The organism is Bacillus cereus group sp. BfR-BA-01380 (assembly GCF_022663535.1).
Taxonomy (GTDB): domain Bacteria; phylum Bacillota; class Bacilli; order Bacillales; family Bacillaceae_G; genus Bacillus_A; species Bacillus_A cereus_BB.
In genome coordinates, this window is record NZ_JAKUFS010000002.1 from 221,743 (window position 1) to 241,419 (window position 19,677).

Genomic DNA, 19,677 nt, shown 5'->3' on the forward strand with positions numbered 1-19,677 from the left:
TCAAATAATCCCACTCTCTAATTTAATATATAATCGTTAGGAAATATAATACAATAAAAAAATGGTTCAATCTAGTAATAATCAGTTCTTGAAATCATAAGAATTCTAAAAATTACAACGGGTGAAGTAACTCAATGAAGGCTTTTTAGTATAAAAAATCAAAATTTTCTTTTAAAATTCAAAAAGACAAGAAAAGCTCTCGTGTTCGAAAGCGTTTCTTGTCTTTTATTTAGTAAGAAAATGAGTGATTGCGAAGCATCTTCTTCATTAATTATGTAACGGGTTTTTATTCTCATCTAATGTAAACCCTTCTCCAACAACATCATGCACATCACTTACAGCAACGAAAGCGTGCGGATCAACAGATGTAATAATACTTTTCAGTTTTACAATTTCATTTTTCGCAACCACGCAATATAAAACGTGTCGTTCCACTTTTGTGTATGTACCGATTCCTTTTAAGAAAGTTGCTCCGCGATCCATTTCTGATAAAATTTTCGCGGCAATTTCATCATTTTTCTCAGATATAATGGTTGCTCCTTTTGCAGCGTAGGCTCCTTCTTGCATAAAATCAATGACTCTTGCCCCGATAAAGACAGCGACTAATGTATACATTCCTTCTCGGTATGATAAGTATGTAAGGATTGAGATGATAATAACAACAGCATCAAACATAAACATCGTCTTCCCCATACTCCAGCCGATATATTTATGAGCTAGCCGTGCAATAATATCAACTCCACCTGTTGTACCGCCATACTTGAAAATAATCCCTAATCCAACCCCGATAAATAAGCCGGCGAATAATGCGGCGAGTGTCATATCGTTTTGTAAGTTTAAATGTAAATTGAACGCATCATAACGCTGGAAAATCCAAAGAAATAATGAAACACTAAATGTTCCGATTAATGTATACAAAAATGTCGTACGACCGAGCAGTTTCCAACCGATAAAAAAGATGGGTATATTTAAGAGTAAGTTTGTATAGGAAGGATCCAGTGAAAATAGAAAGTAAAGCAGTAATGTAATCCCAGTAAAACCGCCTTCTGCTAAATGGTTTTCGATATTAATATTAACGATGCCAAATGAGAAAATAGCAGAACCAACTAGAATGAAAAGAATGTTTTTAATTTTTAAGTTTAATTTCATGCGAATCCCCCTAGTATGTAGTGATGATCATAGCTTGTTCTTATGGATAGTATACGTAATATATAGAAAAATTGGCAAGGAAACTTCGTAACTACTCAGCCACTTTATGAAAAAAAGAAAGAAAAGCATTTTTTAAAATGGGCGAGAGGGACTGGCCATGTATGGGAGCGGTCGGGGCCCATTTCTGCCACGCGCAACGTTTTAAAACAAAGAAAGGAAGCAAGGTGCATTGCTATTTTTACCCCGCTATTCGTAGGCAGTAAAGGCGGGGGATAACAGCGAAGATAACTGCCTGTAAAAACCCGATTGGTGAGGGCTAACCTTTTGGGGAAGAACACTCCAAAAGGAAGTTTCACTTTATCCCGCATTAACGGGCAGTAATACTCCCACCTCAAAATTCGGCGAAAGCAAAGAGGTTAGGTGGGAGATAAACTGTCCGTAAAAGCCCGATTGGTTCAACTAATAATCAGTGGGGGATGAAGAAAACTCCCACTGATTAAAGTTTCACTTTATCTTCATGGCAGCAATCTATGTGCTGAAAGGTAATAAATGGTGTATGGCTGAGTAGTTGCAAAACTTCATACATATTGAGCATGTAGAAAAAGGGAACTGTTCTTTCAAAATCAGAAGGGAATTCAGAACTTTAAAAACGTGGTAAATGAGCGATAACATTTGTCAAATCGTCATGAATTGGCTAACATGATAAATGAAGGATTAGAGGTGAATAATATGGAACAAAAAACAATGAAAGATATGCAAAAGGAAGTAGATGCATATATTAGTCAATTTAAAGAAGGATACTTTAGTCCACTTGCGATGCTAGCGCGTTTAACAGAAGAGATGGGAGAGCTTGCGAGGGAAATTAATCATTATTATGGTGAAAAGCCAAAGAAAAGCACAGAAAAAGAGCGTACAATTGAAGAAGAGCTTGGCGATGTGTTATTTGTGATGATCTGTATGGCAAATAGTTTAAACATTGATTTAGAAACGGCTCATAATATAGTTCTAGAAAAGTTTAATACGCGTGATAAAGATCGCTGGACACGCATAGAAGAGGGAGAGAAAGAGAAATGAAAGAGATTAAAGTAATTATTGCAGGACCAAGAGGACGTATGGGCCAAGAAGCGGTACTTCTTATGGAAAGAACACCTCATTTCAATTTAGTTGCTGCTATTGATTATAAACATGGCGGAAAGAAAATTTCTGATATTGCTGGATTGCCTAACATAGATGCTCCAATTTATACGGATTTACATACTTGTTTAGATGAAATAGAAGCCGATGTTTTACTGGATTTAACAACACCAGAAATCGGAAAAAAACATGTAACTCTTGCAGTAGAGCGAGGGATTCGTTCTGTTATCGGAACAACAGGTTTTACAGAAGAGGAATTACAGCATTTAACGGAAACAGCAAAAGAAAAACAAGTTGGTACAATCATTGCGCCAAACTTTGCAGTTGGAGCTGTTTTAATGATGAAATTCTCGCAAATGGCAGCGAAATATTTCCAAGATGTTGAGGTTATTGAATTACATCACGACCAAAAATTAGATGCTCCGTCTGGTACAGCTGTGAAAACGGTAGATTTAATTCGTCAAAATCGTGAGCCAAAACAGCAAGGGCATCCAAATGAAACAGAACAATTAGAAGGTGCACGCGGTGCGAATGTAGATGGTATTCATATTCATAGTGTACGTTTACCAGGATTAATTGCCCATCAAGAAGTACTATTTGGCGGAGATGGACAAATGTTAACAATTCGCCACGATTCCTTTAACCGAGCATCATTTATGTCAGGAGTAAAACTTTCTATTGAAACAGTGATGAACTTAGATCATCTTGTATATGGTTTAGAAAATATTATTGACTAAAGGGGAAAGTGAAGATGAAGATTGCCTTAATTGCCCATGATAAAAAGAAAAATGATATGGTCTCGTTTGCGTATGCATATCAGCCTATTTTAGAGAAACATATGTTGTTTGCAACAGGAACGACAGGTCTTCGAATTATGGAGGCGACAGGTATGTCTGTGACAAGATATCAATCTGGTCCGCTTGGTGGAGACCAAGAAATTGGTGCAATGATTGCAAAAAATGACTTAGACATGGTGATCTTCTTCCGTGATCCATTGACATCACAGCCGCATGAACCGGATGTAAATGCGCTTCTTCGCTTATGTGATGTATACTCCATTCCACTTGCAACGAATATGGCAAGTGCGGAGCTTTTAATGCATGCATTAGAGCGAGGCGATTTAGATTATCGAAAGCTACGAAAATGAGGGGAATAAGATGAACGGATTACATATATTAGCTTTTGGTGCCCATGCCGATGACGTTGAAATCGGCATGGCGGGTACGATTGTCAAATATACGAAACAAGGGTATGAAGTTGGAATTTGTGATTTAACAGAGGCGGATCTTTCTTCTAACGGAACAGTGGAGCTGAGAAAACACGAAGCGATAGAAGCAGCACACATACTTGGTGTACAAAAGCGTATGAACCTAGCGATGCCAGACAGAGGCCTCTATATGAAGGAAGAGTATATACAAGAGATCGTGAAAATCATCCGTACATATAAACCGCAGCTTGTATTCGTACCATTTTATGAAGATCGTCATCCAGATCATGCGAATTGCGCCAAACTTGTAGAAGAAGCCATATTTTCAGCGGGAATTCGTAAATATATGCCGGAATTTCCGCCGCATCGCGTACAATCACTCTATTTTTATATGATTAATGGTTTTCATAAACCGGATTTTTGTATTGATATTAGTTCTTATATTTCTGATAAGATTGCTGCGTTAGAAGCGTATGAAAGTCAATTTACAAAAGGGACGGACGGAGTAATCACTCCGTTGACGGAAGGATATGTAGAGACAGTTGTAGCACGGGAAAAAATGTTTGGAAAAGAAGTTGGCGTGATGTATGCAGAAGGGTTTATGAGCAAAAGAACAATTCTATTAGATGAAGATTTAATAGGGGGAATAAAATGAAATTAAAAATAGGGATTACTTGTTATCCTTCTGTGGGCGGTTCTGGAGTGGTTGGAACGGAATTAGGAAAGTTGTTAGCGGAGCGCGGACATGAAATTCATTTTATTACATCAGGGTTGCCATTTCGTTTAAATAAAGTATATCCGAATATTTATTTTCATGAAGTAACAGTGAATCAATATTCTGTTTTCCAATACCAGCCGTATGACTTAGCGTTAGCAAGTAAAATGGCAGAAGTAGCGCAGAGAGAAAAGTTAGATATACTGCATGTACATTATGCAATTCCACATGCGATTTGTGCATATTTGGCAAAGCAAATGATTGGGGAAAACATTAAAATTGTTACGACGTTGCATGGAACAGACATTACTATATTAGGGTCTGATCCTTCTCTAAATAATTTAATCCGTTTTGGAATTGAACAATCGGATGTTGTGACGGCCGTATCACATTCACTTATTGAAGAAACGTATGAATTAATAAGCACACAAAAAGAAATTGAAACAGTTTATAATTTTATTGATGAGCGTGTGTATTTTCAGCGAGATATGTCACAGTTAAGAAAAGAATATGGTATACAAGAAGACGAAAAAGTACTCATTCATATTTCGAATTTCCGTAAAGTAAAGCGTGTTCAGGATATCGTGAAATCATTTGCCCTCATTGTAAAACAAGTAAAAGCAAAACTATTACTCGTTGGTGATGGTCCTGAGTTTTGTACGATTGTGCAGATTGTGAAGCAGTTAGGAATTGAGGAATGGGTCTTATTTTTAGGAAAACAAGATAATGTAGCGGAGCTCTTGGCGATGAGTGATGTCATGCTATTATTGTCTGAAAAAGAAAGTTTTGGACTCGTATTACTTGAAGCAATGGCGTGCGGTGTCCCTTGTATTGGTACGCGTATTGGCGGAATTCCTGAGGTCATTCAACACGGAGAAACGGGATATACATGTGAAGTAGGAGATATAGAAGGAGTCTCGCAGCACGCTGTGCAGCTTCTTCAAGATGATACATTACATGCTAAAATGGCCAAACGTTCCATGCAAGTGGCGTATGAACAATTTGGCTCAGAAAAGATTGTTTCGCAATATGAAGCAATTTATTATGACATATTAAGGGATGACAAACATGAAACGATTTAAACGAGCGGCTTCAATTATTAAGACGTTAACAGAGAACGGCTTTGAAGCGTATTTTGTAGGTGGAAGTGTGCGCGATTCTATCATTGGTAGACCAATTGGTGATATCGATATTGCGACATCCGCTTTGCCGGAAGATGTAATGCGTCTATTTCCGCGTCATGTTCCTGTTGGGATTGAACACGGGACAGTTATTGTTTTACAAGAAGACATTCCATATGAAGTAACAACATTTCGAACAGAAGGAGATTATGAAGATTTCAGGCGTCCTAGCAGTGTGCAATTTGTTCGTTCGTTAGATGAAGACTTACAGCGCCGTGATTTTACAATGAATGCAATTGCGATGAAAGAAACGGGAGAAATAGTGGATTTATTTGGTGGACGAGAAGCGATTGTGAAGAAAGAAATTGCAACTGTCGGGAATCCAGTAGACCGTTTTCAAGAGGATGCTCTGCGAATGATGCGCGGCATTCGCTTTGTTAGTACACTCGGCTTTGCATTAGAAGAAAGAACAAAACAAGCCATTATAGAATATGGACATTTACTGGAACATATCGCAATTGAAAGAATTGCAGTTGAATTTGAAAAGTTACTTGTCGGTACACAGTGTGCAAAAGCGCTTCAGTTATTGGTAGAAACAAAATTATATGAGCACTTACCTTATTTACAAATGTGCGGAGACTTTATTTCAAAAGCAGCGGAGCATGATTGGAGCTTTTTTAAAAATGATATTGAAGCGTGGGCGTTCTTTTTATATTGCGTTAGGGAAGAACATCCCTCTGTTTTTTTACGACAATGGAAATTCTCGAATAAAAAAATAAAAGAGATTGTATCCGTTTTATTATATGTAAAAGCAAGGGAAAAACAAGAATGGGATGCATTTTTATTATATAAAGCAGGAAAAGATATTGCCGTTATGGCAGAGCGCGTATACGAAGGAATCATGAATACATATTTAAATTCAAATGTAGAGCGTGTTGAAAAGGGATATGAAGATTTACCAATTCGTAATCGTCAAGAGTTGCAAGTTAGCGGGAATGATTTATTATCATGGACAAGTGAACAGCCAGGACCGTGGGTTGCAAATGCACTGCAAAAAATTGAAGAAGAAGTCGTATACGGGCGATTAAAAAACGAGAAAGAGTGTATAAAGGAGTGGCTGCATAGATGCAATCTGCTATAAGAAAACAGTTATTGCAAATCTTTTCTGAAGCTAATGGTGAATTTCTATCAGGACAAACGATTAGCGAGAAGCTAGGATGCTCAAGAACAGCTGTGTGGAAACATATGGAAGTTCTTAGGGAAGAAGGATATGAGCTAGAGGCTGTACGACGCTTAGGTTATCGTATTGCAAGTAAACCGGACAAAGTAACGGCAAATGAAATTCAGCTTGGTTTACAAACAGAGTTTCTAGGCAGAACGGTATACTTTGAAGAGTCGGTAACATCTACACAGCAAATCGCAGCTCGTCTTGCTTATGAAGGAGTGGCTGAAGGAACGATTGTTGTTGCAGAGGAGCAAACAGCAGGTCGTGGCCGATTAAGCAGAAAGTGGTACTCACCAAAAGGGACAGGAATTTGGATGAGCATTATTTTACGTCCAACTGTTCCGGTTCATCAAGCACCGCAATTAACATTGTTAGCTGCTGTTAGCGTCGCGCAGGCAATTGAAAAATGCACGAATCTTTCCGTTGGCATTAAGTGGCCGAATGATATTTTAATGAATGGGAAGAAAGTAGTTGGCATTTTAACAGAAATGCAAGCAGATCCTGATAAAATTAATGCTGTTATTATTGGAATTGGCATTAATGTGAATCAAAAGCAAGAGCATTTTGCTGAAGATATCCAGCACATTGCCACCTCTTTAGCAATTGAATCCGGAAAAACAATTGTACGAGCTGAACTTATGCAGCAAATTTTCTTGCAGATGGAAAAGCTATATAAAGAATATTTAGAACGTGGTTTTTCAGTTATTAAACTTCTTTGGGAAAGTTACGCTGTGAGTATCGGAAAAGAAATTACAGCGCGTACGATGACAAATGCAATTACGGGAATTGCAAAAGGAATTACGGCTGATGGTGTCCTTATACTTGAAGATCATGATGGAGTCGTACATCATATTCATTCCGCTGATATTGAAGTAAAGTGAGACGTTTAACAGCTATTTTTCACGTCTTTTCTTTGTTGCTTATGAAAAACGAAGTTTCATTGCTCAATGGATGAGCATCAATATATAGCCCTTTGCTAAACAAGCGAAGGGCTATTGGATGTGAAAAATGATTTTCTTTTTTAGAAAAGTATAGCAATTATGTTTTGCTATTTGATATAATAAGGGCGAATATGGGCAGTATCAATAGGAACTGCACCGCTATGTGGGAAAATCAAAATAAACATGTGGTTCTGCCTTGATCCAAAATAGGACTGGGACAGAGGGATGAATATTACCGAATGATACTACCCTTCTGCCTTTTTTATGGTCAGAAGGGTTTTTTATATGTTTTTTCATCCGGTCATCTCCTCTCTCCAGGTACAGGAGGAGAAATTTGTGAAAACTGTGACGGATTTTTTGAAAATGAAAGAACAAAATGAGCCGATTGCGATGGTCACTGCGTATGATTATCCATCAGCAAAGTTTGCTGAAGAAGCAGCAGTTGATATGATTTTAGTTGGAGACTCGCTTGGAATGGTTGTGCTCGGCTATGATTCAACAATTCCAGTAACAGTTGATGATATGATTCATCATACAAAAGCAGTGCGCCGCGGTGCGAAACATACATTTGTTGTAACGGATATGCCATTTATGTCTTATCACGTTTCGCTGCAAGAAACAATGCATAACGCACGCCGCATTATACAAGAAAGCGGTGCGCATGCTGTAAAAGTTGAAGGAGCAGATGAAGTGGTATCAATCATTCGTTTCCTTACGAATGCAGGTGTTCCAGTTGTAGCTCATCTTGGATTAACTCCGCAATCTGTCGGTGTGCTAGGTGGCTACAAAGTGCAAGGGAAAGATGCAGAAAGTGCGAAAAAATTGCTTGAAGATGCCAAAAAGTGCGAAGAGGCAGGAGCAATTGCACTTGTATTAGAGTGTGTACCGATGCAATTAGCAGAACTTGTAACAAATCAATTATTGATTCCGACTATCGGTATTGGCGCTGGTAATAAAACGGATGGTCAAGTTCTTGTCTATCACGATCTGATTACGTATGGTGTGGATCGTGTTCCGAAATTTGTGAAGCAATATACGTCTGTACAAGAAGAAATTGTAAGAGGGATTGGACAATATGTTCATGAAGTAAAGCTGAGACAATTTCCAGAGAAAGCACATTCGTTTACGATGAAAGAAGAAGAATGCTTAGCGTTATACGGAGGAAAACAGTAATGAATATTATTACAACAGTGCAAGAGATGCAGCAAATCGCAAGTGAGCTTCGCGCAAGTGGAAAAAAAGTTGGATTCGTTCCAACGATGGGATATTTGCATGAAGGGCATTTGACGTTACTGAGACAAGCGAAAAAAGAAAATGATGTTGTTATGTTAAGTATATTTGTAAATCCGTTGCAATTTGGACCGAATGAAGATTTAGATCGTTATCCGCGTGATATTGAGCGTGATGAGCGTTTAGCGCGTGAAGTAGAAGTGGATTATTTATTTTATCCAAGTGTTGAAGAAATGTATCCAGCAGAGCGAACAACGAATATTGAAGTCATGAAGCGCACAGATGTTTTATGCGGAAAGCAGCGACCTGGTCATTTTGCTGGCGTTGTAACGGTATTGATGAAACTTTTCAATATTACAATGCCAAATCATGCCTATTTTGGGATGAAAGACGCACAGCAAGTAGCAGTTATTGAGGGATTTGTTGGTGATTATAATGTTCCTGTTACAATTGTGTCAGTGGATATTGTAAGGGAAGAGGATGGATTAGCACGCAGTTCTCGTAACGTTTACTTATCAGAAAGGGAACGCCAAGAAGCACCGCATTTATATAAAAGTTTATGTATGGCAAAAGAGCAAATTGCTAAAGGAGAACGTAGTCCAGAAAAGATTACGAACTTCATTAAGGAATATATTGAAATGAATACACATGGTGTTGTCGATTATGCTGATATATATGCGTATCCAGATTTAACTGAGGCCCAGCGAATAAACGGACGCATGATTATTGCAATTGCTGTAAAGTTTGAAAATGCACGACTAATTGATAATATTACATTTACGGTTCAATAAGGGGGAGCAACGATGTTTCGCACAATGATGAGAGCGAAGTTACACCGTGGTACAGTAACAGAAGCAAATTTAAATTATGTAGGAAGTATTACAATTGACGAAGATTTAATGGACGCAGTAGGGATTGTGGAAAATGAGAAAGTACAAATTGTGAACAATAATAATGGTGCACGTTTAGAAACATATGTTATAAAAGGAGAACGCGGTACGGGTGTCATTTGTTTAAATGGTGCAGCGGCCCGCCTTGTTCAACCAGGGGATAAAGTTATTATTATTTGTTACGGACTCGTTTCAGAAGAGAAGGTACTAACACACATCCCGAAAATTGCTGTTTTAGATGATAATAATCAAATTGTGGAAATGCTTGGAGCGGAAAAAGCAGGCACGATTTTATAATGTATAAGAAAAGCTATCTCTGCAAAAGAGATAGCTTTTCTTATGGTAAAGCAAAATCATTTCATTTTTCGTATCTTTTCATTAAGATGAAGGAAAACGTGGTATAGTAACACTATAGAAATTTTGTTGTGCAAAGGTAAGAAATTGAGGTGTCATTGATGAGTAAGCGTTATGTCGTAGTCGATTTAGAAACGACAGGGAATGCCTGGAAAGATGGGAAAGATAGAATTACTCAAATTGCAGCAGTTGTTGTAGAGGATGGAGAAATTCTTGAAATTTTCTCTTCTTTTGTAAACCCCGAACGGGACATTCCGCCATTTATTACAGAATTGACGGGGATTGATGAAACACTTGTGAAACAAGCTCCGTTATTCCGAGATGTGGCGCCGATGATTATGGAACTATTACAAGGTGCGTACTTTGTTGCGCATAACGTTCATTTCGATTGGAATTTTTTGGAAGAGGAATTACGGCAAGCTGGATTCTCAGAAGTAACATGTTCGAAAATTGATACAGTTGAACTGGCACATATTTTATTGCCGACAGCTGATAGTTATAAATTACGTGATTTAGCAAAAAGATATGGTTTTGACCATGATCAGCCCCATCGTGCTGATAGTGATGCAATGGTAACAGCAGAGATATTTTTACAATTACTTTCTAAAATGGAAAGCTTGCCACTCGTTACGTTGCAATCGCTATATGAGTTGAGTGATATGTTTCAAAGTAACATTGGAGATATTATGTCTGCGTGTATTTTGAATAAAATGATACATGGGTCAGATGATGAGAAACAATATGACATTCATAGAAATATTGCTTTAGGTAAACGTAATTATACATTGCAGATTGGAGATGATTCTCCTACTGATTTTTCTTCTTTTCTAACAGAAACAATGAACCGTTTAAGGGAAGTAATGCCGTCTTTTGAAAAAAGAGAAGGGCAGCAAGTGATGATAAATGAGGTTTACGAAGCGCTTCAAGACTCCCGTTTTTCGTTAATTGAAGCGGGAACAGGTACGGGGAAAACATTAGCATATTTACTCCCTAGTATTTTTTATGCGAAAGAAAAAGAGCAGCCGGTAGTCATAAGTACACAAACTGTGCAGCTGCAGCAACAAATTTTAGCAAAGGAAATCCCATTGCTGAAAACAATACTTTCGTTTCCGTTTGAAGTAGCAATGTTAAAAGGAAGAAAGCATTATTTGTGTCTACATAAATTTGAGCATGCATTGGGTGAAATGGAAAACAATTATGATAATGCATTAACGAAAGCGAAAATTTTAGTATGGCTCCTTGATACAGAAACAGGAGATCGAGATGAGCTGAATATTCCAGCTGGCGGGAAGCTATTGTGGGAGCGAATTTGTAGTGATGCTCATAGTCCAAGTAGGATGCAAAGTACTTGGTTTAGTCGCTGTTTTTATCAACGTGCAAAAAACAAAGCGTTATTTGCAGATGTTGTAGTCACAAATCACACTTTGTTATTTCAGGATTTTGTAAGTAGCGAACCATTGCTTGCTTCATGTGAACATATTATTTTTGATGAAGCGCACCATCTTGAAGAAACGGCAAGTAAAGCGTTAGGAGAGCAATTTTCTTGTATGTATTTTCAACTCGTCTTATCCCGACTTGGTACGTTAGAAACATCTAATGTGTTAACGAAAGTGTATGACATGATGAAGCAATCGCAAATTGCTGTACGCTCTACTTTTCAAACGATTAATCATATGTTAAAAGAAATAAAATTTGATGCAGATGAGCTCTTTCATATGCTGCGTACGTTTATATTTCAAAAAACAAAGCAGGAACATGCCGCTGGAAATATACCGCTTATGTATCGTTATCATGCGAATAAAGAAAGAGGAAAGCTTTGGCGCAGTATTGTTGAATTAACAGACCGCTTTGTACACCAGTTAGGGCGAGTACTTATGTTATTAGAAAAACAGGGTGAGATGTTGCAAAACCAAAGTGAATGGGAAATGCATATGATTACGGGAGAGTTTGTGCACCTTACTGAAGCTCTTTCTAAAATGACCCAATCTTTACGTACGCTTATTTTAGAAGAAATGAGTTATGTGACATGGATGGAGGCTGAAACGAAAGGAACCATTCATTCGACTATTCTATACGCACAGCCAGTAAATATCAGTGATTTATTTGCTGATCAATTTTTGGCACGGAAACGAAGCGTAATTTTTACTTCAGCCACTTTAACTGTAAATGATACGTTTGATTATATAGAAGCAGAGCTTGGGTTAGAGGACTTTACACCAAATACAGTAGCGATTCCATCACCATTTCATTATGAAGAGAAAGTAAAGTTAATGATTTCAACAGATGTTCCCCATATTAAACATGTGAGTGAAGCAGAGTATGTAAGAGCAGTTTCTGAACATATTATGAAAATTGCAAAAACTACAAATGGTCGAATGCTTGTTTTATTTACATCATATGAAATGTTAAAAGATGTATTTGAAGTATTGAAGAAGGAAGATGAATTAGAAGAATTTTTGTTACTAACACAAAGTGTTCATAACCGTAGTCGCAGCCGAATGATTCGAAAGTTTCAAGAGTTTGAAAAGGCGATTTTATTAGGGACAAGCAGTTTTTGGGAAGGGATTGACATACCAGGAGAAGCGTTAAGTTGTCTTGTCATTGTACGTCTTCCGTTCACATCACCGCATCAACCAATGATGCAAGCGAAAAGTGAGCGATTAAAAGAAAAGGGAGAAGATCCATTTACACAACTTGCTCTGCCGCAAGCAATTCTTCGTTTTAAACAAGGGTTCGGACGTCTTATTCGTACAACGGCGGATACAGGAACAGTGTTTGTGCTAGATCGTCGTCTTACTGCATCTTTTTACGGAAAACGATTTCTTCAATCGATTCCAAGCATCCCGCTGTATGAAGGACCATTAGACGATTTAATCAAAAAAATGGAGTAAGAGTGGAATTTCCATCAGTAGAGGGGCCTGGGATAAAGTTATGAGTAAAAGTTAACGCCTGAAGCAAATTTGCTTCAGGCGTAATATGTGGGTAGGAGGAATTTTTGTTTTTTCTTACATTAAATATAGAAATACATTGGTTTTCGACTTCAGCTCTTTTTTTGAAGAACATGTCCTGCTATAATAGATGGGTGATGAAGCAGGGGTTTGAAAGAATGTACCCTTATTGTAACCGCAATGCGTTCTTCTATAATTAGAAATTTTGTGTAACGGAGGAGTTTTCATGGAGAAGAAAATCGAAGTACTATCAACGACGCGTCTGGCATACACGTCGGATTTATATAAGGTTGTTGATAGTTTAAATCGAACATTAAAAGAAAAAGATCTGATGTTCGGATTAGCATTAGACGAAAATGAAAAAGAGACAGCAATATTTACGATTTACAGAACGTAGTGATAACATGAAAAAGTGGATTTTGTCAATTTTCATTGTAATCGTTGCAGTTGTTTTATACGGGGGGCACATTTATAGTACGACTATGGAGAAAAAAATTCCGAAAGAATCGAAAACAGTTGAGGTTGCAAAGGAAAAAGCAAAACTCACAAAAGTAACAAAAATCGATTATTATAACGGTCAAACTCCATATGAAGTTGTACAAGGTGTGAATGAAAAAGGAGAACAATATATCGTTTGGGTGCCTGAGAAAAAAGGAGATATTTTGGTGCAAAAAGCGAGCGAAGGTATCTCTGAAAAAGAAGCATTGCAAATTGTTGCAAAAGAACGAAAGCCAAAGGAATTCGTCAAAGCAAAATTAGGCGCTGAAAACAATGTTCCATTATGGGAAGTTACATATATTGATGATGAAAATCGTTATACTTACTATTATCTTGCCTTTCAAGATGGTAAGTTTTTAAAACGATATAGTATTGAAAAATAAGTGCAGGGGGAACTCAGGATGAAATTAGCGAAGCGAGTAGCTACTCTAACACCATCTTCAACGTTAGAAATTACAGCAAAGGCACAAGCGTTAAAAGCGGAAGGACATGATGTGATTGGCTTAGGAGCAGGAGAGCCTGACTTTAATACGCCAGCGCATATTATAGATGCTGCTTATAAAGCAATGTTAGAAGGTTATACGAAATATACACCTACAGGTGGATTAGCTGCGCTAAAGCAAGAAATTATCAAAAAATTTGAGCGTGACCAAGGCATATCTTATGAACCATCTCAAATTATTGTTTGTAACGGTGCAAAACACGCTTTATATACGTTGTTTCAAGTGTTACTTGATGAAGGTGATGAAGTTATTATTCCAACTCCGTACTGGGTAAGCTATCCAGAGCAAGTAAAGCTTGCAGGTGGTGAGCCGATATATGTAGATGGATTGGAAGAAAATCATTACAAAATTACACCTGAGCAATTACGTCAAGTAATTACAGAGAAAACGAAAGCAGTAATTATTAACTCACCTAGCAACCCAACAGGGATGATTTATAGTAAAGATGAGTTGCAGCAGCTTGGGCAAGTATGCTTAGCGCATGACATTTTAATCGTTTCTGATGAAATTTATGAGAAATTAATTTATGGCGATGCAGAGTATACATCAATTGCTCAGCTTTCTAACGAATTACAAGAACAAACGCTTATTATTAACGGTGTATCAAAATCGCATTCGATGACAGGATGGCGCATTGGCTATGCAGCAGGTAATAAAGAACTTATTAAGGCAATGACGAACTTAGCGAGTCACAGTACGTCAAACCCTACTTCAATTGCGCAGTACGGAACGATTGCTGCTTATGCTGGTGATCAACAACCTGTAGAAATGATGCGCAGAGCATTTGAAGAGCGATTAAATATTGTGTATGACAAGTTGATTCAAATTCCTGGGTTCTCTTGTATTAAACCACAAGGAGCGTTCTATTTATTCCCAAATGTAAAAGAAGCAGTCGCATTAGCTGGTTATGAAACAGTTGATGAATGGGCAAAAGCATTGTTAGAAGAAGAAAAAGTTGCTCTCGTTCCAGGAACAGGATTCGGTGCACCGAACAACGTTCGTTTATCATATGCGACTTCACTTGAACAATTGGAGAAAGCATTAGAACGTATCCATACATTTATGAATAACAAAATGAAAGGCTAAGTGTAGTTCTTTCATTTCAACTTCTGCCAACTGTTTACTCGATACGAGTAGATAGTTCAAATGATACCTCCCTATGTAAAAGGGAGGTTTTTTTGACGAATTGTGTCAAAAAGAAATATAAGAAGGTGTGTTATACTAGAAATTGAGGTGTTTGAGTATGAAGAAGAAAATCATGTTGGAGTGGTTTGAACAAGGTAGTATTGCGATTCCAAAATTATTAATGATGCATTACAAAAAACTTGGTTTAAATGAAATTGAGTTTATGGTACTGTTGCATGTCCATACATTTTTAGAATCAGGAAACTCTTTCCCGACACCAGGAGAAATTGCAGAGCGGATGACCATTACACAAACAAAGTGTATGGAAATTATTCAAGCGTTAATTCAAAAAGGTTTTTTAGCGTTAGAAGGAGGGCAGAAATCTGCGGCAATGATTTGTGAAAGTTACTCACTACAGCCTCTTTGGGAAAAAATATTACATTTTTTAATGAGTGAAAATATTGAAGAGGAAGAGCGAGAACAAAAACAATTACAAATCAACTTATATACAGTATTTGAGCATGAATTTGGCAGACCCTTATCTCCATTTGAGTGTGAGACGTTAGCGATGTGGCAAGATCAAGATCATCACGATCCACTTTTAATTCAAACTGCCCTTCGTGAAGCCGTTATGAGCGGAAAATTGAACTTTCGTTATATTGATCGTATATTGTTTGAATGGAAGAAGAACGGAATTAAAACGGTGGATCAAGCACAGAATCAAGGGCGGAAATTTAGAGAAAATCAACAGCGGAATCCGCAAGTATCACGTCAAGAAACGAAGTATACTGGAAAAGTACCATTTTATAATTGGCTTGAGCAGTAATGGCAGGAGGAAATAATGCTAAATAAAACACAAATTAGACATTGTCTCGATGTAATGGGAGAGATGTATCCAGAAGCGCATTGTGAATTGAATCATGATAACGCATTTGAACTTGTTATTGCGGTTGCCTTATCTGCACAATGCACAGATGTTCTTGTAAATAAAGTGACAAAAAGTTTATTTCAGAAATATAAAACACCAGAAGATTATTTAAAGGTGTCTTTAGAAGAATTGCAGCAAGATATTCGTTCTATTGGTTTGTACAGAAATAAAGCGAAAAATATTCAAAAGTTATGTCGTATGCTTATTGATGAATATGACGGAGAGGTGCCGCAAGATCGAGATGAATTAACGAATTTACCAGGTGTAGGCCGAAAAACAGCAAACGTTGTTGTCTCTGTTGCATTTGGTGTTCCAGCAATTGCCGTTGATACGCACGTAGAGCGCGTTAGTAAACGACTTGCTCTTTGTAAATGGAAAGATTCAGTGTTAGAAGTAGAGAAGACGCTCATGAAGAAAGTACCGATGGAAGAGTGGGGTGTGACACATCATCGTATGATTTTCTTTGGACGTTATCATTGTAAAGCACAGCGTCCTCAGTGCGAAGAATGCAAGTTGCTAGATTTATGCCGTGAAGGTAAGAAGCGCATGAGGGAGAAGGAAAAGAAATGAAGAAAGTACTTGAAATACCGAATCATTTTCAGTGCAGACCTTTCTTTGAAGAAGAGACTGTTATTGAATACAATGCAGAGAAATCATTTGGAGAGCTTTTAGAAGAGACGTGCTTTTTCTTTGATATTGAGCAGGGATATAAGCCATGGAATGAGATAGAAATGAGCATTCCTACTGTGTTAGGCTTATGGAAAGAACAAAAAGAAGAGATTTCTATGTTATTTCGAAATCGAAACAAAAAAGAAGCGAAAGATCCGATGGTGCGATTTGCAGGACATCTTTTATCTATTTTACACTGGATGAATGGAACACCTGTTGTCAGTTTACAGAATATGAAGGAACAAATAGAAAGGCTAGAACAAAAGCCAGTTAACTTTATGGAGCGTTTTTTGTTTATTATGAAACAGCCAGATCATTATCATTCTTTTATTCAGCTGACACAGTTATATGAAGAATTGGAAAAATTATATGTAAGAGTACTCATTATGCAAAAGAAGCCATCTTCTCGGTAGAGAAAATGGCTTCTTTTTTATTAATGTGTACCTGGTGGATTTGGGTTCGGATTCGGAGGATTTGGAGTGGTTCCTCCTCCCGGTGTGGTATTTCCGTTATTTTGGTTTTGATTTTGTTTATCTTGTTCAGCTTTCTTCTTAGCATCATCTTCAGCTTTTTTCTTAGCGTCATCTTCAGCTTTCTTAGCATCATCTTCAGCTTTCTTAGCTGCATCTTCAGCTTTCTTAGCATCATCTTCAGCTTTTTTCTTAGCGTCATCTTCAGCCTTTTTCTTAGCTGTGTCTTCATCAGTTTGTTTCTTCGCATCGCCGCCAGGCACTACATACGTTACTGTTACGGGATCACTAGAGCTACCGCTCTTTTTCGAAACAAGAGTGATTGTATAAGTAACACCAGGTTTTGCGCCGCTAATGGTTGCGCTTGTACCACTTATTTTTGGACTGCCGCTAGACCCGTCACTACCTTTATAGCTTAGAGAGTATGATACGTCTGAATCAGATGAAGCAGACCAACTTAATGATATAGTCTGCGATGCAGCATCATACGATGGAGTGATTCCAGCTGGTGCATCTACATTAATTTTTGGAACATCATCTTTTTTCGCACCTTTAACATAAAGTTCGTTACCTATGCGATCTACACTACTTGGCATTTCAAAGCGAGATGTATCACTTCCAAATTTACTCATCATCGCTTTAAACATACGCTGTGCGATAGGTGATGAATTTTTGTCAATATAGCCTTCACTTTGTTTATTATATCCTGTCCATACAGCCATCGTATATTGTGGTGTATAACCTGCAAACCAACTATCAGGGCTTGCGGTTTCAGGGAAACCATATTCACGTAATTTTTTCGCATCATAGTTTGTTGTTCCTGTTTTACCTGCAACGTCTAATGAAGGGATATTTGCTGCTTTACCAGTACCAGATGATACAACACTACGCATCATATCCGTAATCATATATGCCGTAGAATCTTTCATCACTCGTTTTCCTTTTGGTGTAAAGTTTACTTCTTTCCCGTCAGGATATACAACTTTTGTGACGAAATGTGGTTTATGATATACACCACCACTTGCGAATGATGCATATGCACCAGCAATATCAAGAGGGGATGCATAATTACTTCCGATTGCTGTTGATTCAACTACACCATCTTTTCCAAATTTTATACCAAGTCCTTCAGCAAAATCTTTTGCTTTATCTAAACCGACATCTTTAGCCGTTTTTACAGCAGGTACGTTACGAGACTGTGATAATGCATCACGCATCGACATCATGCCTTTATGACCGTTGTCAAAATTTCGAACCTCTTGTCCTCCTGAATATTTATAAGGTGAATCGTCAACTTGATGATATGTGGACCATTGTTGGTATTCAATAGCAGGACCATAGTCAAAAATTGGCTTCATTGTAGAACCTACTTGACGTTCTGAGTCAACAGCCAAATTGTGACCTTTAAATGTTGCTTTATTTTCACCGCGTCCGCCGCCCAGTGCACGAACTTCACTTGTTTCCGTATCCATAAATACGAATGCCCCTTGGAATTTTTCATCCGGGTAGTTAATGATTTCTTCTGTGTTCAATATTTTATCCGCATAATCCTGAGCTTTTGGATCTAATGTTGTATAGATACTAAGACCGTCAGAACCAATGTTCACATCTTTAATTTCTGCTTCAACTTCTTTTACAGCAGCATCTATAAATCCTTGGTATGGCATTTGCGTTGCTTCTTGAGATGGCTTAAGACCTTCTGTTACCGGGATTTTCTTTGCATCGTCCATCTCTTGCTTCGTAATATAGCCATGTCTGTTCATTAAATATAATACTGTGTCGCGTCGTTCAGTTGCGTGTTTTACATTTTCTGGTTTTGTAGGATCATAATTATTAGGGCCTTGTGGTAATCCTGCAAGCATCGCTGCTTCGTTTAATTTTAAATCTTTTAATTCTTTCCCGTAATAATTTTGTGCAGCAGTTGCAATTCCGTAAGAACGGTTACCTAAGTTAATTTTGTTTAAGTACATTTCTAGAATTTCATGTTTTGAATATTGCTGCTCTAGCTTGTAAGCTAAATACCACTCTTGTACTTTACGTTCTGCTGTTTTTTTTCTTGTCAAGAAATAGTTTTTAATAACTTGCTGTGTAATCGTACTACCGCCTTGAGAACCAAAATCACCTGTTACGTTTTCGAAGATCGCTTTCGCAGTCCGTTTAAAATCAATCCCATTGTGCTCGTAAAAGCGTGAATCTTCTGTAGCTAGGAAGGCATTTTCTACTACTTTTGGAACTTGATCATATGTGACATTCGTTCGCTTCTCAGCACCGTATTCATATATGAAATTTTTGTCTTTATCATAAATTTTTGTTGATAATGGATTTACAAGTTTTGCTTTATCTAGTTTTGGAGCATCTTTTACCATAGCAAAGAAAGTAGAAACTCCAGCTACTAGTGTCACAATGCCGATTAATAAGCAAGTGATTAGAAACTTACGTAGAAAAGAACTCTTTTTCTTTGGTTTCTCTTTTTTAGAATGTTCTTGTTTCTGTTTTTGAACTTGTTTTCGTTCTTCACGAGAACGATAATTTTCTGACATTATACTTTCTCCTACCTTTCATTTTCTCCC

General features: G+C 37.6%; 19 protein-coding genes. 17 read left to right on the forward strand and 2 right to left on the reverse strand.

Annotated features, from left to right (window positions below):
- Nucleotides 1-267 precede the first annotated feature (267 nt).
- Nucleotides 268-1,149 carry a YitT family protein gene (locus tag MR076_RS02970; RefSeq protein ID WP_242217417.1) on the reverse strand — a complete coding sequence of 294 codons (882 nt, stop codon included), beginning with the start codon at nucleotides 1,147-1,149 and terminating at the stop codon, nucleotides 268-270.
- Nucleotides 1,150-1,821: 672 nt separating this feature from the next.
- Here MR076_RS02970 and MR076_RS02975 point away from each other — a divergent pair.
- From MR076_RS02975 to MR076_RS03055, 17 genes are all read left to right on the forward strand, one after another.
- Entirely contained in the window at nucleotides 1,822-2,223 is a 402-nt protein-coding gene (locus tag MR076_RS02975) for a nucleotide pyrophosphohydrolase (protein ID WP_242217419.1), read from the forward strand.
- The gene (dapB, locus tag MR076_RS02980) at nucleotides 2,220-3,020 is read left to right on the forward strand and encodes a 4-hydroxy-tetrahydrodipicolinate reductase (RefSeq protein ID WP_242217421.1); all 801 of its coding nucleotides are present in this window, start codon (nucleotides 2,220-2,222) and stop codon (nucleotides 3,018-3,020) included. The genes MR076_RS02975 and dapB overlap by 4 nt, the downstream gene beginning before the upstream one ends.
- A 14-nt stretch (nucleotides 3,021-3,034) precedes the next feature.
- Complete coding sequence (gene mgsA, locus MR076_RS02985; protein ID WP_242217423.1) at nucleotides 3,035-3,430, forward strand: methylglyoxal synthase; 396 nt, start codon at nucleotides 3,035-3,037, stop codon at nucleotides 3,428-3,430.
- 10 nt (nucleotides 3,431-3,440) lie between these two features.
- Entirely contained in the window at nucleotides 3,441-4,145 is a 705-nt protein-coding gene (gene bshB1 / locus MR076_RS02990) for a bacillithiol biosynthesis deacetylase BshB1 (protein ID WP_242217426.1), read from the forward strand.
- A complete protein-coding gene (gene bshA / locus MR076_RS02995; RefSeq protein WP_242217428.1) occupies nucleotides 4,142-5,287 on the forward strand; it encodes an N-acetyl-alpha-D-glucosaminyl L-malate synthase BshA in 1,146 nt (381 codons plus the stop codon). The genes bshB1 and bshA overlap by 4 nt, the downstream gene beginning before the upstream one ends.
- A complete protein-coding gene (locus MR076_RS03000; RefSeq protein WP_242217430.1) occupies nucleotides 5,274-6,467 on the forward strand; it encodes a CCA tRNA nucleotidyltransferase in 1,194 nt (397 codons plus the stop codon). Before bshA ends, MR076_RS03000 begins: the two co-directional genes overlap by 14 nt.
- Nucleotides 6,452-7,432: a biotin--[acetyl-CoA-carboxylase] ligase gene (locus tag MR076_RS03005; RefSeq protein ID WP_242217432.1), complete on the forward strand. Its 981-nt coding sequence runs from the start codon at nucleotides 6,452-6,454 to the stop codon at nucleotides 7,430-7,432. The genes MR076_RS03000 and MR076_RS03005 overlap by 16 nt, the downstream gene beginning before the upstream one ends.
- Nucleotides 7,433-7,828: 396 nt before the next feature.
- A complete protein-coding gene (gene panB / locus MR076_RS03010) occupies nucleotides 7,829-8,665 on the forward strand; it encodes a 3-methyl-2-oxobutanoate hydroxymethyltransferase (RefSeq protein ID WP_242217434.1) in 837 nt (278 codons plus the stop codon).
- Nucleotides 8,665-9,513 (forward strand): pantoate--beta-alanine ligase, encoded by an 849-nt coding sequence (panC, locus tag MR076_RS03015; protein ID WP_242217435.1) that lies wholly within the window; start codon nucleotides 8,665-8,667, stop codon nucleotides 9,511-9,513. The genes panB and panC overlap by 1 nt, the downstream gene beginning before the upstream one ends.
- A gap of 12 nt (nucleotides 9,514-9,525) precedes the next feature.
- Nucleotides 9,526-9,909 (forward strand): aspartate 1-decarboxylase, encoded by a 384-nt coding sequence (panD, locus tag MR076_RS03020; protein ID WP_020059575.1) that lies wholly within the window; start codon nucleotides 9,526-9,528, stop codon nucleotides 9,907-9,909.
- A gap of 158 nt (nucleotides 9,910-10,067) precedes the next feature.
- Complete coding sequence (dinG, locus tag MR076_RS03025; RefSeq protein WP_242217438.1) at nucleotides 10,068-12,857, forward strand: ATP-dependent DNA helicase DinG; 2,790 nt, start codon at nucleotides 10,068-10,070, stop codon at nucleotides 12,855-12,857.
- Nucleotides 12,858-13,140: 283 nt separating this feature from the next.
- On the forward strand, nucleotides 13,141-13,311 hold the full coding sequence (locus tag MR076_RS03030; protein ID WP_020059573.1) for a YpmA family protein: 171 nt from the start codon (nucleotides 13,141-13,143) through the stop codon (nucleotides 13,309-13,311).
- Between the two features lie 7 nt (nucleotides 13,312-13,318).
- Entirely contained in the window at nucleotides 13,319-13,795 is a 477-nt protein-coding gene (locus tag MR076_RS03035; RefSeq protein ID WP_242217440.1) for a cell wall elongation regulator TseB-like domain-containing protein, read from the forward strand.
- A gap of 18 nt (nucleotides 13,796-13,813) precedes the next feature.
- Nucleotides 13,814-15,001: a pyridoxal phosphate-dependent aminotransferase gene (locus tag MR076_RS03040; protein ID WP_242217442.1), complete on the forward strand. Its 1,188-nt coding sequence runs from the start codon at nucleotides 13,814-13,816 to the stop codon at nucleotides 14,999-15,001.
- A 157-nt stretch (nucleotides 15,002-15,158) separates the two neighbouring features.
- Entirely contained in the window at nucleotides 15,159-15,866 is a 708-nt protein-coding gene (dnaD, locus tag MR076_RS03045) for a DNA replication protein DnaD (RefSeq protein ID WP_242217444.1), read from the forward strand.
- A 15-nt stretch (nucleotides 15,867-15,881) separates the two neighbouring features.
- Complete coding sequence (nth, locus tag MR076_RS03050; RefSeq protein ID WP_242217445.1) at nucleotides 15,882-16,538, forward strand: endonuclease III; 657 nt, start codon at nucleotides 15,882-15,884, stop codon at nucleotides 16,536-16,538.
- A complete protein-coding gene (locus MR076_RS03055; protein ID WP_242217447.1) occupies nucleotides 16,535-17,050 on the forward strand; it encodes a YpoC family protein in 516 nt (171 codons plus the stop codon). Before nth ends, MR076_RS03055 begins: the two co-directional genes overlap by 4 nt.
- Before the next feature lie 20 nt (nucleotides 17,051-17,070).
- Here the strand turns inward: MR076_RS03055 and MR076_RS03060 are convergent, their stop codons facing one another.
- Nucleotides 17,071-19,647 carry a transglycosylase domain-containing protein gene (locus MR076_RS03060; protein ID WP_242217449.1) on the reverse strand — a complete coding sequence of 859 codons (2,577 nt, stop codon included), beginning with the start codon at nucleotides 19,645-19,647 and terminating at the stop codon, nucleotides 17,071-17,073.
- Between the last annotated feature and the right edge of the window lie 30 nt (nucleotides 19,648-19,677).

Coding starts and splice junctions, on each gene's coding strand:
- MR076_RS02970 (WP_242217417.1), bottom strand. CDS start 1,149: ATGAAATTAAACTTAAAAATTAAAAACATTCTTTTCATTCTAGTTGGT.
- dapB (WP_242217421.1), top strand. CDS start 2,220: ATGAAAGAGATTAAAGTAATTATTGCAGGACCAAGAGGACGTATGGGC.
- mgsA (WP_242217423.1), top strand. CDS start 3,035: ATGAAGATTGCCTTAATTGCCCATGATAAAAAGAAAAATGATATGGTC.
- bshB1 (WP_242217426.1), top strand. CDS start 3,441: ATGAACGGATTACATATATTAGCTTTTGGTGCCCATGCCGATGACGTT.
- bshA (WP_242217428.1), top strand. CDS start 4,142: ATGAAATTAAAAATAGGGATTACTTGTTATCCTTCTGTGGGCGGTTCT.
- MR076_RS03000 (WP_242217430.1), top strand. CDS start 5,274: ATGAAACGATTTAAACGAGCGGCTTCAATTATTAAGACGTTAACAGAG.
- MR076_RS03005 (WP_242217432.1), top strand. CDS start 6,452: ATGCAATCTGCTATAAGAAAACAGTTATTGCAAATCTTTTCTGAAGCT.
- panC (WP_242217435.1), top strand. CDS start 8,665: ATGAATATTATTACAACAGTGCAAGAGATGCAGCAAATCGCAAGTGAG.
- panD (WP_020059575.1), top strand. CDS start 9,526: ATGTTTCGCACAATGATGAGAGCGAAGTTACACCGTGGTACAGTAACA.
- dinG (WP_242217438.1), top strand. CDS start 10,068: ATGAGTAAGCGTTATGTCGTAGTCGATTTAGAAACGACAGGGAATGCC.
- MR076_RS03030 (WP_020059573.1), top strand. CDS start 13,141: ATGGAGAAGAAAATCGAAGTACTATCAACGACGCGTCTGGCATACACG.
- MR076_RS03035 (WP_242217440.1), top strand. CDS start 13,319: ATGAAAAAGTGGATTTTGTCAATTTTCATTGTAATCGTTGCAGTTGTT.
- MR076_RS03040 (WP_242217442.1), top strand. CDS start 13,814: ATGAAATTAGCGAAGCGAGTAGCTACTCTAACACCATCTTCAACGTTA.
- dnaD (WP_242217444.1), top strand. CDS start 15,159: ATGAAGAAGAAAATCATGTTGGAGTGGTTTGAACAAGGTAGTATTGCG.
- nth (WP_242217445.1), top strand. CDS start 15,882: ATGCTAAATAAAACACAAATTAGACATTGTCTCGATGTAATGGGAGAG.
- MR076_RS03055 (WP_242217447.1), top strand. CDS start 16,535: ATGAAGAAAGTACTTGAAATACCGAATCATTTTCAGTGCAGACCTTTC.
- MR076_RS03060 (WP_242217449.1), bottom strand. CDS start 19,647: ATGTCAGAAAATTATCGTTCTCGTGAAGAACGAAAACAAGTTCAAAAA.